Source organism: Butyrivibrio sp. NC2002, from assembly GCF_000702265.1.
In the GTDB taxonomy this organism is placed as follows: domain Bacteria; phylum Bacillota; class Clostridia; order Lachnospirales; family Lachnospiraceae; genus Butyrivibrio.
Genome location: NZ_KL370880.1, coordinates 758,260 through 773,357, shown reverse-complemented (window position 1 = coordinate 773,357; position 15,098 = coordinate 758,260). Strand labels below are relative to the sequence as shown.

Sequence of the window (15,098 nt, the reverse complement as noted above, 5' to 3'; positions counted from 1 at the left end):
AGAATATTATCAGTTGTTCTTATCTTCCTTTTTCTTTCTGCTTACAGCAAGTATTGATGCGACAGCGCCTGCTGCAATGAGGATAACGATTACTCTTGCTGAGTTTGTGCTATCTTCTGTTCCTGCGCGTCTTGCTCCAAGTACTGCTGCTTCTTCGCCCTGTCCATCAGCTTCTCTGTTTACGCCGAGAACCTCACCGTTATTTGCAGGTGCACTATTTGCAGAATCATTTGAAGAATCATCGTATGAAGAATCATCGAAAGGTGCACTGTTTGTGCTTTCCTTCTTTTCTTTCTTATCCTTCTTGTCATCCTTCTTGTCATTCTTCTTGTCATCTTCTTCCGGAGGATTTTCTTCAGTCTGCTTAGTAACTGTAAGTGTTCCTTCCTCAGTTGAGATGTTATAGTTAGCTGCAAGTGTGTTTTCCTGAAGTGCATATGTAAATGTATTTGAAACAGTTCCGGGTTCGGTAATTGTTCCTGTTACATTGTATGCTGCACCTTCACCAGTGGCGAATCCTGTCTTCTCAGTGTTCTCAGAAGCTGTAACTGTAGGAGCTGTAAGAGGTGTTCCGTCGTATACCTTTGTAGCTGAAGCTGATGTAAGTACTACATCTTTCTTAAGTACGTGGAGGTATCCGATGATATCCGTCTTATCTTCTACTACAGTCTCATCCTCTGCATCAGCTGCAAGTGTTGCAGCATCATCTGTAGTAACCTTCTGACCGTCTTTCTCTATCTCAATTTCAAATTCATCTGAAAGATCAAATGTCTTTCCATCATAGAGAAGCTCGATCTTCATGTTGCTCTCGTGAAGGAAGATCGGATAATCACCTGCATCTGTTCCTGCACCACCTGTAAGGTAGAGCTGGCTGATTCTTACTGACATCTTGTCATTTATTGTTTCGTTATGCTCAGGGATAAGTACTGCACCATCAGGTAAAACAAATCCCTCTTCTGCATGTGCCTTGATGCTTCCAACAGCTGCGTTAAGAGCATTCTTAACTGCACCTGAAAGACCTGCAAAGACATCAGAATCTGTAATAGCATCTGTAATCTGGTGTGTATCAATAGTTACATCAACCTTCATATTTGCCTTCTGCTCAACACCACTGTAGTAAACAGTTGTGTCTCTGCCTGCTTCATCAGTCTGAGCAGAAAGTGCAATCTTGATCTTGTACTTATGTTCAGGATCACGCTTTGTAACAACAAGATCTCCATACTCTGATGTGATCTTGTAGTTGGTAGCCTTAGTGTTGTCCTTTAATACATACTCAAATGTATTTTCTTTTTCATCTGTGCCACCAATATCAATTCTTTCACCTGTAAACTTGGTCTTCTCGGTGTTAAGTCCTTCACCTTCTACGAAACCATCACCCTTAACAAAACCATCAACTGTGTAATCCTTATACGCATTTGCAGTTATCTCTTTAGCGTCTGTTTCACCGGCCTTAACTCTCTCATCTGCTGTAAGCGGAACACCAAGTTCAAATTCCTTGGTAAGTGTCTTAGATGTAAGAGTTACATTCCTGCGAAGGATTCTGAGGCTACCCTTTGAAACGATAAGTACTATATTTGCATTTGATGTATCCTTATCCTGATCGTCAGAATAAACTACCTCATAATCAACAGGATCATTATTTTTATTTACTATAACAGTATTATCGGTATCAAGAGTTACAGCATCCCTATTCCAGTCAGCTACATCATATTCCTGATTGTAGATAACATCTGTGTAATCAGCAAGAGATACCTTAACTTTACCATCCTTAAATGAAAGACCACCAGGAAGGTTTGTATAGCTTTCGTTTGTATTATTAGCAGTAAGGAATGCACTGTACTCTTCGTTACTAAATGCCTTACCGTTGTAAACCTTCTCAGCAGAAGGAATTGTAATTGTTGCTGTTACAGGCTTAATAACAAGGTCTCCGTTTACAATGGTCAGATCGTAGTTGTCATAATGTTTCTTTTTGATATCTTTTCCATTGAGCTGGATTTCCCAACCATTCTTTGAACCTCTGACTTTTTTTCCTGTATTTAACTTGATCTCATCTGTACCCCGGCTATCTGCTACTGTTACTACATTATTGTTAACTGTAATTGCATTCTTTCCAAGTCTGAGTGACAAGTTCATATTGTTCTTGTGTGTTGCAATCTCTTCTGCAGTATACTCAGCTGTGATTGTCACTTTTGACTTATCATAATCACTTGCGCTATAAGCAGTTCCATCATAGAACTTCTCAACACCGGGAACTGTGATAGTTACTTTTCTGGGAGTAACTGTAAGAGTTCCTTCCTTAACAATGATATAGTTTACAAAGAATCCGGTATTCTCTATAAGAGAACTTTCCTTCTTTCTAAATACGTAAACATTATCAGTCTGTTTTTTATACTTAGCGCTCTGGTAAGCATAAACCTGGTTCTTTTCCTTATCTTTAATCACAAAAGATTTAACTGTATTTGAAGTAGATCCTTTTCCTTGAATCTTACCTGAATTAACTACTTCTACCTCAAAACGATCCTTAAGATCAACATCTTTTCCATCTGCATCCTTACCTGTAGCTGTGTAGGTAAATCCTGCATCTGTAAGATCAGTACCATCATAAATCTTTTCATTAGTGTTAGAGGTGATTGTAATTGTAATGCCTGCCAAATCATCTCTTACATAATAAACCTTGAGGATAAGGGGATTCTTCTTTGTATTATCCTTTGTTACAAATCCGCTCCAAAGATTTCCTTCGCCCTCATCGAGAAGCTTAAAGACATCTTTCTTGGTACGTGTCTTATCAGCAGCTTCTATTTCAACCAATGTCTTGCCATCATTTATTGATGTATTAACATAAGCGGTTCTTAATTTTGACGCCTCATTAGTGTTCTTCGGGATAGTACCTTCTTTCGTCTGATAATAGTACTCTACCTTATAATATGCTTTGAATATTACCTGCTTATATGTGGCAATATAAGTAACATCGCCTGTGACTTTTGTCTTCTTAATATCAGCTGTTAAATACTTTGTATTATTTACATCATCCTTCTTAACCCAGCCTGTGAACTCATATCCTTCTTTTGTAGGATCCGTATCAAGAGTATATGTTGTATCACCATAATGCTGATCTTCTTTTTTGCCAAGTTCTTTCTTATCCTCATCAAGATATATAGTTTTATAATCTACAGGCTTCCACTTTGCATAAAGAACAAGGTTGCTTCTAAGAGAAAATACATCATTGGCATTATAAGTTTCTCCAGTACCATCTGGCTTAGTATTCCAATTAACAAATGTATACCCAGGATTATTGAAGGAATTGTCTTTTATTGTATACTCGCCTGTCTTTTCTTTAGATGAAACTTTTGTTTCCTTATCTGTCTTGGAATTAAGGTAATATGTCACATCGACATCAACGCCCTGCACATATCCGTCAAAATGCCATCCAGCGCCATCATTAGCATTCTTATATGTATACCATACAACATTATCTACAGAATAATTATTACCATAAAGCTTCTGTATGTTTCCTGTAATCTTATTTTTGGTATCCTCAGGCATATCAACTATACAGTTCTTGACATTTACTCCTGTGATATCATAAATATTTTTACCATCATAACCAGCTCTTTTTTTGAAATCCTCAGTTGTATAATCAACACCTACACCCTGGCAGCTATGATATTCTCCACCTTCACCCGGTGTAAATCTTGCCGTACTCTGTGGACTTGAATCCTTAGGAACATTCGTGTTCTCTGTAGGAATAAGTACGTAAAAGAATGCCCTTTTCCCAGTTACATCTTTCTTAAAGTAAACTTTAAGAGTTGTCTTTTCATCAAGCTTAATCGTCTTCTGTGAATCATTAGTCTTAGATTCATCATATGTGTAGCCTTCTTTAGTAGATTTCTTATCATCATCTGTAACCTGAGCAGTTGTTCCAATCTTACCAGATCTTACAACATTACTATCAGGCTGCTCAGGATAATTACCAAGAGAGTCTTGATAATAATACTCTACTTTGTAGTCCGCACATTTAAGGTCATATACCTTAATAATCTTAGTTGTTCCGTCTTTAGCAACTATTACTTTTCCGCTTGTGCTTTCATTACTATTAAGCTCATACTTCGTACCATCTATATTTTTATCAATTGTATCAGCATCAACTTCTGATCCAGCAACAACACCACTTACAGTCTCTGTTGTTACCTTATATTTGTTTTCAGGTGTTTCATACTTAGTAACTATAGTATAACTAGTTGTATTTTCTTCCCATACTGCATAAAGATCTAAAGTAGTACCCTTTGTTACTTTGCAGTAAGCAGGAGAGAATTCACCATTATTATATTCATATACAAGATTTATCTTGCCACTTGCATCTTTGGTTCTCCAGCCCTTAAATACATGATCTGCATAAACATTGAACTGCTCAGGTGCAGATTCTTTATTAGCGATAGTATCTATTGAAAGAACAGAATAATCTTCCTTTGTAGTATTCCATCCAAAGTTGACAGTATCTGCCCATTTTACTTCAGTGCCATCATTCTTGTGGTATACAACGTCACCCTTTAATTTGAAATCATCTGCAAAGCTAAATACATAGTCAAATCCATAAGCTCCCTGCTGTCGCCAATTATGATTTGTATAACATCTTTCTGCAGCCTCTGCATTATCCTTCTTAGTTGTTGTCTTTTCAAATACCTGGTCACCAATTTGGATAGTAAACTTGATTGTTTCAGTTGCAATCGCATACTGATCAGCACCATAATTATATAAATCTGCTCTGTACTCATAAGAATTGATGTCAGCATCCTGTCCTGTTGAATACATTTGAATAGGTTTGCCATTACTAATCTGAGCTGTTATAACAGCTTTATTATTTTTGTAATAGTTGTACTCTTCCGGATCCATGAATCCAAAGTCCAGGTGATCTAGCGTAACATGTGCATACTCAAATGTAATTCCGGAATCCTTAACATCATCCAAGTCTGCTACTTTTGTATTGCCATTATAAAGTTTTACCTTGTTATCGCCATCAGCTTTATTAAATCTATCGAACTCTTTACCATTACAAGTAGCACGTACAAATGTAAAAATCTGGTTATCTACAAAATTAACCATTTCCTTTGCAGCATCAGCTGTAGAAATGTAGTAATGATTTTTGTATCCTCTATCCAAATAAATAGTTACTTCTTTGCCTTCTGTAATATCATTTCCGAGTTCATCAACTACGGAAATATTTACAGGATACTTGTGATCTTTATGAATAAGATGATCCTCATATAATACAACAGAATAGATTGAGAAGTGCTCTGCATCAACAACTACATCTGTAGCTGTCTTGCTATCAGCTTCTGCAACTATATCAGCATCTGAAATATCATCCTCTACGTGGTAAACTGCAAGCTCTGTATCAGCACTTGCTGCTTCTTCGATCTGTGAAAATTTGATCTCTACTGTCTTCTCATCTTCGGGCTGAACGATACCCTCAGGGTTCTCTTCTGTCTTAGCACTCTCAGCCTTGAAAGTGATATCGTAAGAATATGTCTTTGCAACTTCTACATCATCACCGGTCTTCTCATCAAGAAGTTCTGTGATCTGCTCTTCAACTTCGTTCTCAACCTTTACGATGTTGAGTTCAACGTCTGCAGGAAGGACACCTTTATCTGCGGATAATGTAATCTTAATTCCATCAATTTCTTTCTCGCATCTAAATTCCTTCTCAGCCTTCATGAAGTTGGCATAGTATACAGCTCCGTCAACAAGCTGATCGCCTGAAGGAGTAAATGTAGCATCCTCTGAAACGATCACTTCGTCTTCATTTGTCCAGTTGACGAATTTGTACCCATCGTCAGCAGTAGCTGTAGCGCCGGCAGCAGCATCAGTTACCTGCTCAGACTCTATGCTGACAGTTCCACCAACACCGGCGGTATAAGTAATATTTACTACAGAAACATCCTCAGCTGTTTCTTCTGCAGCTGCATCTTCTGCAGGTGTCTCCTCTGCGGGAGTCTCCTCTACAGGAGTTTCCTCTGCTGGAGTTTCCTCAGAAGCTACTTCTTCGCTTCCTTCTGTAGATGTCTCTTCTGCATCCTCAGCAGGCTCAGCAGCTTCTTCTGTCTGCTCCTCTGCCTCAGCTGTTTCTTCTGAATCCTCTGTTGTTTCAGAAACTTCTTCAACAACTTTCTCTGCTTCTTCAGTCACTTCCTGAGAATCTTCGACAACTTCAGATTCTTCAGAAGCTTCTGCATCCGTAGCTGTTTCAAGTGTTTCAGCTTCGATTGCATTTTCTTCAGAAGCCCTCGCACCGATGCTGTTGTAATCAGACGCAAATGTAGTTGTCATTACTACAATTGCCAGCAATCCGGCAAGTTTTCTTGCAATACTTTTTCGCATAATATCCTCCTAGAAAAGATTTTCTTCATAGCACAATGTATATTTTATGATATTTTCTTTCAGCCTAGGATACGAAAAATGTAATAAAGTATGCAAAATTCGTACTTGACAAATATTAAACAAGCGAGTTCACATTTTATTCACATCAAAGTTCTTTCAAAGCAGCAAGAAGGAATTCGTATGTATTCTTTGTTGACTCTACGCTCAGCCTTTCAGCAGTTGAATGAATATCGTACAGATCAGGACCGATTGATACGCAGTCAAGATCATCGATTTTCTCAGAAAAGAGTCCACACTCAAGTCCCGCATGGATCGCTTCGATCTTAATATCCTTTTTAAAGAGCTTCTTATAAACTTCAGCCATCTTGTCACGAAGAGGTGAGTTTTCACGATAAGCCCATCCGGGATATTCGCCCGTAAGTTCATGTATTCCGCCAAAGCTCTCAACTATTATCTGCATCTTTCTGATAAGAGCTTCTTTCGCTGATGCAACTGAGCTTCTTACCGAGTAGTCGATAAGGAATGCTTCATCCAGTGTTCCGGGGCCCATGCTTGCTGCGCCTTTGCCTTCTATAGCGCCGCTTCTGCTTGAAGTGATCTTCAAAATGCCAAGGTTAAGGCTGGTCTCAACGAGTCCCTCTATAGCTGAACTCATTGCCTGTACTCCATAAGGCATAGCACAGATGCATCTAGCCAGTTCTCTTACCTGACTGCAAGGGATGATTCCCGATACAACCTCTCTCTTATCCATCATGTCAACATAGGTATCAACACTTGAATCAAGGTTAACTGATGCCATGTTGGAAACATCTCCTGTTTCCGGAAGGTGCCCTTCCTTAACCTCCTCAACAACGATCTCAAGTCCGGGATCGCGTGATCCAAGCTCGCCTTTGATATCTTCCTGCACCTTATATGCAATAGATGTAAGCTTTCCATACATTGAAAAGAAGGAAATGTCGGGTCCTTTGATATTGCCATGTCCGTCAACCGCTGCTCCCATTAGTAGAAGCTCAGCCTCACAGTCACTAGCAATAGCATTGTCGGCAACACCACCGTTTAAGCTGATCACACCAACTTCAAGTACATCAGTTACTTCAAGGAGCAGTCTTCCCATGATAACATTGGCATTTCCTCTGCCTTTGTTTATCATCTCACCTGAATGTCCGCCCAGAAGTCCCTTTACATGTATCTTAACCTTGATTCCGCTTCTGTTCTCTCTTGTAATAGGAAGAAATCCGTGAAAACGTGCGCCGCCTGCGCAGCTTACGATCATCTCGCCTTCCTTTTCATTATCGATATTGATAAGTCTTTTTCCTGCAATATCAGAGCAGTCAAGGGCAAAAGCGCCGTCCATTCCAACTTCTTCATTGGTAGTTATTATTACTTCAAGCGGAGGATGAGCGATTGTCTTGCTATCAAGGATTGCAAGGCAGCATGCAACTGCGATTCCGTCATCACCGCCAAGGCTTGTCTTGTCGGCCCATACAAACTTGCCATCTGTCATCACATCAAGACCGCTTTTTTCCATGTTGATCTTTGCATCTTTTTCCTTAACGGCAACCATATCCATGTGTCCCTGCAAAATAACAGGTTCATGGTCTTCGTAGCCCTTGGTTCCGGGCTTTTTGATTATTACATTAAGTTCCTTGTCCTGTCTTACATAGAGATCTCTGTCCTTTGCGAATTTAACGAGGAAATCGCTTATCTTCTTAACGTTATAGGAGCCATGCGGAATTTTGCATATCTCCTCAAACCATTTAAAAACTTCTACGGGTTGTAATTTTTCAAGAGCCATAATACTATATGTCCTTTCTTTCATTATTATATGTTTTTATATGTAAATGGCTTACAGGCGCTTAGCACAGAGCCCCTGCCACCATCAAAAAGCACATTTATTATACACCATATACTACAATAGAAAAAAGCTGCCATGATTTTGTTTTCATGGCAGCCCATATACCGTTAGTCGGCGGTTACTTTATTTTCAATCTCATTTACAACTGATTCTCCGGAGCCCGGTGTTACTACTTTCACAAATTCACAGCGCACCGTAACGCGGCTTGCTCCGCCCTTTGTGCAGGTAAATACTGTGAAATCCCAATCACCTTTATCCATTGCATCAACATCATAGGTTCCTATTGTCTCCGTGTAGGTCACCTCGTAGTAGTACTGCCTACCGTCTATGTCGGTAACAATGACTGTATCTCCGCTTAGAAGCTGGTTTAATTTACCAAAATGTCTCTGGTAATTATGACCGGCCACAATCAAATCATTCGAGTAAACAGAACCTTTATATCTGCAGGGTGATGTCTTAGCATTCTCCGAAGACCATTCCTGCTGTATTGGAAGTCTTATATCTATTGCAGGAATAGTGATTATTCCTATAAAAGACTGTCCGTTCACATCTACCGATTTCATATCACCTGTCGGATCTGATTCAACAGGCGAATTAGTTATCTGCGCATCAACACCTTCAAGAAGACTGGCTGCACTTACACCGGCAGCATTGTCCTCATTACGATTGTAGATGATTATGGAAATCGCTATGGCAAAACATACAATTCCAAGGAAAATAGAAACTTTACCTTTTGTGATCATAAAAATGAGCCTACTTTCTACATATTGCTATTATTATCCCCACAATTTCCATACCACTAAAAATGCTGATCATTTCTCAGTCTTACGCTTTTTCTCACTTCTAATGCCAAATCCTACAAGTACTATGCCAAGGATCGCAAGTACCGGAATAGGCCACCAGAGTTGTCCTGTCTGAGGAAGTCTTCTGGCACCGAGTACTGCGGGAAGATCTCCTATGAAATCTCTAACCGCTCCAAGCACCTCAGGAAGTGAAGATGGAGCTTCGCTCTCTGTACCGGGGTTATCAACAACAGTTGAATCATCCGGTGAGTCAGGTGAGTCCGGATTGTCCGGCGGATTATCTGTCCTCTTCGGATTACCGGGAGTTTCCGGTGTCTTGGTGTTTACAATTATAAAGCTTGTCTCATTCTGAGTGATCGTAGGTGTATAGCTCGTATCTGAGAGTATCTCTTCAACATTGAAAAAATGGCCTTTTTCATACACCCAGCTATACTGCCAGTTATTCATGCTTGAAAGTTCTACTGTTTCAAATTCAGCACCGTCACAGAATATCTTAACTGTGACAGATGAAGGTCTTGTCTTGGGGTCATCACCTGACCACTGCTTATAAACCTTGTATTCTGTAGGGTCATCAAGTTTTGACACTTCTCTCTTTGGTGCTACAACTACATCATAGCTTATATCATCCCATGTAAAGCCTGTCTGAGTTGTTCCGTCTTCATTAACAGGAAGTGTCGGTACCATTGAAAGGAATGGATAATACTGATAAAGCTTACCTTCAAATTTAAGAGGATCACTAAGTCCCATGTAAAGACCAAGTCCTACCTCACCAACTGCAGCTTCGCCGTTCTGATCGGCTGTTACAGTTGCAAAATCCGGAACATTATTAGCCTTGATATACTGAGTGAGTGTTTTGATTATCTCATCCCACTGGCTCTGCTCAGCAATTGAAAAAACATTTTTCAATGTATCCGGATTGATGGCCTTATTATAGGGAGAAAGCAGATTGAAATTACCATTTTCATCAACATCTGCAATCTTATAAATATGTGTCACTACGCCGGGCGTCGGATACGCCTCGCCCTCTCCGGCATCCTTGAATATGTATTCAACTGTGAGTGTTCCGTTTCTTGAGGTGTCTATAACACCGCTTCCGGAAGAAGATGTATCACTTGCTCCGGCATTATCAGATGCGGCAAAAGCACCGATTCCGGGAGCAGCGATCATCACCGCAAGCGCGGATGCGCATACCCCCACAACTAATTTCTTTAGATTTTTCATAATCCTCATAATTTAATTCCTCTTTGCCTATTCGGCAATATAAAAACATGTTACATCTATATAATTAGTTTATATAAAACTATTTATGTTCTGATTTTTTGTTTGATAATTCTTCTTCCTTTATGTTCTTTATAATGGTTCTCTTACTTGGTTTTGAAGTACTTATAAGGAACCAGATGAACAATATAAGAATTATCGGTGCTGCAATAAACGGTGCTACTACAACATAGCTGTATCTTGTAGCATCTGCCGGTATGATGAGCTTGGTTTCTTCGCTGTAATCAACGCGTTTTGCTCTAACAAGAAGGCGATGCGTATTTACGCCATAAGGTGTACATGTAACCAGGGTAACATAGTCTTCACCCGGATATATTCCCAGGCTTCCTGTTTCCTCCGGAAGTACGATGTTGATCTGATCGACCTCATAGGCAAAGGTCTGATCCATTATATGTAAAAGGAATGTATCTCCAACAATCATCTGATCCAAATCCGAAAAAAGTTTGGATGAAGGAAGTCCGCGATGCCCTGATAAAACGGCATGTGTGCTCTCTGTTCCCGTTGGAAGTGAGGATCCCGGAAGATGTCCTATTCCAACTTGCAAAACAGACTCCTCTACTCCATGATAAATCGGAAGATCTACTCCTATATTTTCTATTTCTATATGTCCCATGATCCCTGTCCCAGTAGGATCAAGAACCTGATAATACTCTGCAATCTGTTCGTCTGATAAATTAAAGCCGCTTCCACTTGCTGCAAGTGCTTCATTATATTTATATGCAGCTTCCCAATATGCTTCATAATCCTCTTCTGTCATATTGGACAACAGTTCATCATAGTTAGTAATTGCTCTCGACTGTGTCTTTGAATTAATGTAGTTGCTGACAGACGGATATAAAAAAATACCAAGGCCGACAACAAATATCGCCGCAAATATTAGGTTTGGAATTTGGCTTTTTAGGCCTTTTTTCTTCTTTTTCTCCATCTGTTTTCATCCAAAATATCAATCAAAACTATACTGTAAAGCTTAATTATCACTTGGTTTTCTTAAAGTTCACTCTAATCTCAAGTTCACCGCCCATTGCTTCTGCAAGTCTCTGCAAAGTAGAAATTGAAGGGTTAGCTACACCTCTCTCAATTTTAGATATGTCTGATTGATCAATTCTTGTCAGTTCCGATAACTGTTTCTGTGATAAACCAGACAGGCTTCTTGCATACGCAATTGCCCTAGCAGCAGTATTTGTATTTGTACATTTTTCTATTGTCAGTATCTTAGCACCTTGCTTCATCAGTCCGCCTCCAAGTCAAGGGTTACAGCAGTTACTCAGTTATGCCATATTTCTTATAAAGTTTTTTCCTGTCTTCCTTATTGGTAAGCGCCGCATTATATTCATCGCTGTCTGGTGTCAGAAGTACTATAAGTCTCGCAAGCATATCCTCGCCTTCATTTATTCCTTCTTTTATTCCTTCTTTTATTCCTTCTTCTCTTCCCTCATTACGTCCATCCTGTATGAGTTCCTGTATTGCTTTGCACATATTTACCTTTCCTCCAACTGCTCCCTTTGTTGATATTTTTGAATTAGTAAATTCATTTATCATGTCAACCGTACTTATATCCATGTTACTATATTCAGGTCTGCTTTTCAGTAGTTCATAGAATTCTGTCTTATTATCAGCATTATGGATAGATTCCAGCACCAATCCAAGTTCAGATGTGAATTTTGTAAAATCAGGTACCTCATGAGGTGTTATCAAATTTAGTTTATAATCATCTATATATTTTCTGAATTCCGGCTCAACATGATCAAACATATCATACAGAGACCTAGGGGCATCCCATATGTCCTTATCAAAACAGATACATAAAGTTATAACCGGTATCAGCTTATCTTCTTTACTAAATCCGGAAATATATTCATTTCCTTCTATGTCTTTTGTATTTCTATGCCGTTTTCTGGCATTTTCTACCTGTGATGCATAATTTAATGCATCATATAAATAGTGTCTTACTGGCATTGCATAATGGATATTTGCCTGTCCTTCTAACCCCAATAATACTAAAGTAGCATCCTTGCTATGCCTAACAGTACATAGTTTTAAGGCATCCCTATATTTTTGATTCTCGAATGTTTTCTCAAATTTCCTTACAAAACCTATCTCTGTAGGATCCTGTTCCACAAGATCCTCTGGCCTAATTACCTTTCTGCCCTCATATAAGTAAAAATTAAACGCATCTGCAAACACATCATTCTGTGACAGATACTCCTTTGTGAGTGTATCTCTCTTCCCCATATATCTAACTTCCTATTCAATATTGCTATAGCATGTTAGATTATATGGGATATATCCCATACTGTCAATACATGGCGCGAAAATTTGTTCGATAAAATCTTTTATATCCCCGGAGCAGTCTGATGAGACTGCTCCGAGCATACAATCGTTTCTATATATAGTCTACAGAAACAAGATTCAATTTAATGTAATAATTTTGCCTATATAATTCTTAAATACTTTGTATAAATCCCCTACTGAATTCTCTTATTATTCAGCATCAGCTTTGTTTAATTCAATAGGTATAAAGTCCTGTCCCACTATCTATCCTCCTTGCAGATAGCATTATTGCAAAAAATCTATTGTCAGATAATGTTATATTTTTTGTAAAGCTTCATTCTGTCTTCTTCTCCTGCATTTAAAGCCTTATCAAACTCCTCGCTTCCGGGAGTCAAAAGTCTTAAAAGCTTTGCAAGCCTGTCTTCCCCTTCTTTTATTCCTTCTTCTTTCCCATCCTGAATAAGTTCCTGCATTGCTTTACACATATCCATTTTCCCTCCAACATTATCCTTGGTTGATATATCTATTTTCGTATATTCGTTTATCATATCAACACTTCTGTTGAGTCCTGCTCGGTAAGTTCATCAGGCTTAATTACCTTTACTCCATTATACAAATAATAATTGAATGCATCTGCAAATACATCATTTTGCGACAAATATTCCTTTGTAAGTATGTCCTTCTTCCCCATGTAAATCATTTCCTATCCAATATATTTTTTCAGATGACCAATCTGAAAATCATAATGGATATTATAAGGGGATATATCCCATATAGTCAATAGAATTTTAGAACATTTGTTTAGTTTTTCATCAGCATTGCAAATATCTCAAAATCAGTTTATCTCAGATCAGGGGCAATCTAAGCCATTTTGGCAAAGCTTGAAATATTTGCAAACACCGGCGAAATATTATATCCACCGAAGCGGGATTATGCACCCGCTCCGGCAATATATGTTTCTATATATAGTCTACAGAAACAAGATTCAATTTAATGTAATAATTTTGCCTATATAATTCTTAAATACTTTGTATAAATCTCCTACTGAATTCTCTTATTATTCAGCATCAGCTTTTCTTCTTACTACGAAGAACACAACTGCTGCTACGATGAGAAGTCCACCAACGATGTAGAAGATTGTTGTACCAATTCCACCTGTTGAAGGAAGAATTACACCTGATGTGTTTACAACAGTAATCGGAACAACTGCAGTTCCACGGGTCAATATCGTTACTGCTTCTCTTGCCTCAAGCTTATTATAACCTGCAGGAACTGTGGTCTCTTCAAGGTAATAGGTTCCGGGATGAAGACCTCTTACATTTACACCATCTGCACTGTTAACCAAAATCTCTGTGTCTGCATCGCCAGCTGCATCAAGATAGTAACCTTTGCCATCCTTGCTTACTGTAATCTGGTTTCCACCAGTTGCGGCATCATAGAGCTTGAAGCCGGCACCATCAAGGAAATTAGTTCCGTCAGTCTTATAGAGCTGGAAGTCATAGGTTTCAACATAAACCTTATCTTCAGAGTGCTGAGCGGAATAGTCAAGTTCAACTTTGTTTTCGTTACCGGTTGCGTTGTCAATTACAGCATTCTCATTGATAGTTGCATCATACTTGACATTGATTGTTTTACCCTCATCAAGAGAAGCTACATATGATGCCTTAAACACTATTTTGATAACACGGCCATCAACTGTAACTGTCCAATTATCTGTGTCGGCATTATCAGCAACCGGAGCATCGTTAATATGAATTGTATTAGCAGTATAATCAAGGCCAGCGCTCATGGTATCAGTCATGGTAATAGCAGCATCAGTGCCTACACCATCAGTGATAACAATCTGATAGTTTACTGTTCCGCCAATTTTTCCATCTACAGGACCATTGACGTAATCATCACCACTTGTCTTTTCAGTTTTATCAATTGTCGGAATGGTATTCTTCTCAACCAGAGTTTCAATACCTGAATCCTCGTGCAGAGCACACAGAGAACCGGCACTTGTAGTCACGAAGAAGTAACCAGTACCAAGATCATCAAATTTAGCCTCGCCATTTGCACCGGTAGCAGTTTTAGTTCCAAGAGCACTTCCAAGGTTAGTAGTATGTTCTCCAAGATATGCAGCAGCTGCAGCAGCATCAAAACTTGCCCCATTATTTACATAATACTGTGATCCATCAGAGGACGCAGTAAATTCAAATCCGGCAGCTTCAAGAACAGAACCTATAGAAGCATACTCAGAAGCTGTCAGATAGTAGGATACAGCATCACCACTTCTTGTGTAGTTCAAAATCTTATATGCGGTGTAGGTCTCATTATCAATAACGTTCTGCACTTCGATACCTGTTGAAGCAGCAGCGGGTTCATCCGCAAATGCTGTGAGGCTTGAACCCATAATAAGGGTCGCAGCGAGAATTCCTGTCAGTAGTTTCTTAAATCCTTTCATATTTAACTTTTCTCCTTTTTCACAATTGAATCTTGTCTGTTCTAGACGTTTAAAGTTTCTTTATAAGTGC

Annotated in this window: 10 protein-coding genes; all 10 read right to left on the bottom strand. The window is 39.0% G+C overall.

Annotation, left to right across the window (positions count from 1 at the left end; genetic code table 11):
* Positions 1 to 9 precede the first annotated feature (9 nt).
* The 10 genes from T543_RS10405 to T543_RS10365 all read right to left on the bottom strand — a co-directional run bounded on the left by T543_RS10405 (position 10) and on the right by T543_RS10365 (position 15,028).
* Positions 10 to 6,375, bottom strand: a complete 6,366-nt coding sequence (locus tag T543_RS10405; RefSeq protein ID WP_035768128.1) for an InlB B-repeat-containing protein — start codon at positions 6,373 to 6,375, stop codon at positions 10 to 12.
* A gap of 145 nt (positions 6,376 to 6,520) precedes the next feature.
* Positions 6,521 to 8,170 carry an aminoacyl-histidine dipeptidase gene (locus T543_RS10400; protein WP_035768126.1) on the bottom strand — a complete coding sequence of 550 codons (1,650 nt, stop codon included), beginning with the start codon at positions 8,168 to 8,170 and terminating at the stop codon, positions 6,521 to 6,523.
* Between the two features lie 167 nt (positions 8,171 to 8,337).
* A complete protein-coding gene (locus T543_RS15310; protein WP_051638694.1) occupies positions 8,338 to 8,973 on the bottom strand; it encodes a sortase in 636 nt (211 codons plus the stop codon).
* 69 nt (positions 8,974 to 9,042) lie between these two features.
* Positions 9,043 to 10,263 carry a Cna B-type domain-containing protein gene (locus T543_RS10390; RefSeq protein WP_035768124.1) on the bottom strand — a complete coding sequence of 407 codons (1,221 nt, stop codon included), beginning with the start codon at positions 10,261 to 10,263 and terminating at the stop codon, positions 9,043 to 9,045.
* A 70-nt stretch (positions 10,264 to 10,333) separates the two neighbouring features.
* Positions 10,334 to 11,236: a class C sortase gene (locus T543_RS10385; RefSeq protein WP_081830020.1), complete on the bottom strand. Its 903-nt coding sequence runs from the start codon at positions 11,234 to 11,236 to the stop codon at positions 10,334 to 10,336.
* A gap of 49 nt (positions 11,237 to 11,285) precedes the next feature.
* Positions 11,286 to 11,540 carry a helix-turn-helix domain-containing protein gene (locus T543_RS10380; protein ID WP_051638693.1) on the bottom strand — a complete coding sequence of 85 codons (255 nt, stop codon included), beginning with the start codon at positions 11,538 to 11,540 and terminating at the stop codon, positions 11,286 to 11,288.
* Positions 11,541 to 11,571: 31 nt separating this feature from the next.
* Positions 11,572 to 12,543 (bottom strand): RpnC/YadD family protein, encoded by a 972-nt coding sequence (locus T543_RS10375; protein ID WP_051638692.1) that lies wholly within the window; start codon positions 12,541 to 12,543, stop codon positions 11,572 to 11,574.
* A gap of 344 nt (positions 12,544 to 12,887) precedes the next feature.
* Positions 12,888 to 13,130: a hypothetical protein gene (locus T543_RS10370; RefSeq protein WP_035768121.1), complete on the bottom strand. Its 243-nt coding sequence runs from the start codon at positions 13,128 to 13,130 to the stop codon at positions 12,888 to 12,890.
* Positions 13,127 to 13,273 (bottom strand): hypothetical protein, encoded by a 147-nt coding sequence (locus tag T543_RS15880; RefSeq protein ID WP_155843229.1) that lies wholly within the window; start codon positions 13,271 to 13,273, stop codon positions 13,127 to 13,129. Before T543_RS15880 ends, T543_RS10370 begins: the two co-directional genes overlap by 4 nt.
* Positions 13,274 to 13,639: 366 nt before the next feature.
* A complete protein-coding gene (locus T543_RS10365) occupies positions 13,640 to 15,028 on the bottom strand; it encodes an isopeptide-forming domain-containing fimbrial protein (protein WP_035768120.1) in 1,389 nt (462 codons plus the stop codon).
* Positions 15,029 to 15,098 lie beyond the last annotated feature (70 nt).

Coding starts and splice junctions, on each gene's coding strand:
- T543_RS10405 (WP_035768128.1), bottom strand. CDS start 6,375: ATGCGAAAAAGTATTGCAAGAAAACTTGCCGGATTGCTGGCAATTGTA.
- T543_RS10400 (WP_035768126.1), bottom strand. CDS start 8,170: ATGGCTCTTGAAAAATTACAACCCGTAGAAGTTTTTAAATGGTTTGAG.
- T543_RS15310 (WP_051638694.1), bottom strand. CDS start 8,973: ATGATCACAAAAGGTAAAGTTTCTATTTTCCTTGGAATTGTATGTTTT.
- T543_RS10390 (WP_035768124.1), bottom strand. CDS start 10,263: ATGAGGATTATGAAAAATCTAAAGAAATTAGTTGTGGGGGTATGCGCA.
- T543_RS10385 (WP_081830020.1), bottom strand. CDS start 11,236: ATGGAGAAAAAGAAGAAAAAAGGCCTAAAAAGCCAAATTCCAAACCTA.
- T543_RS10380 (WP_051638693.1), bottom strand. CDS start 11,540: ATGAAGCAAGGTGCTAAGATACTGACAATAGAAAAATGTACAAATACA.
- T543_RS10375 (WP_051638692.1), bottom strand. CDS start 12,543: ATGGGGAAGAGAGATACACTCACAAAGGAGTATCTGTCACAGAATGAT.
- T543_RS10370 (WP_035768121.1), bottom strand. CDS start 13,130: ATGATAAACGAATATACGAAAATAGATATATCAACCAAGGATAATGTT.
- T543_RS15880 (WP_155843229.1), bottom strand. CDS start 13,273: ATGGGGAAGAAGGACATACTTACAAAGGAATATTTGTCGCAAAATGAT.
- T543_RS10365 (WP_035768120.1), bottom strand. CDS start 15,028: ATGAAAGGATTTAAGAAACTACTGACAGGAATTCTCGCTGCGACCCTT.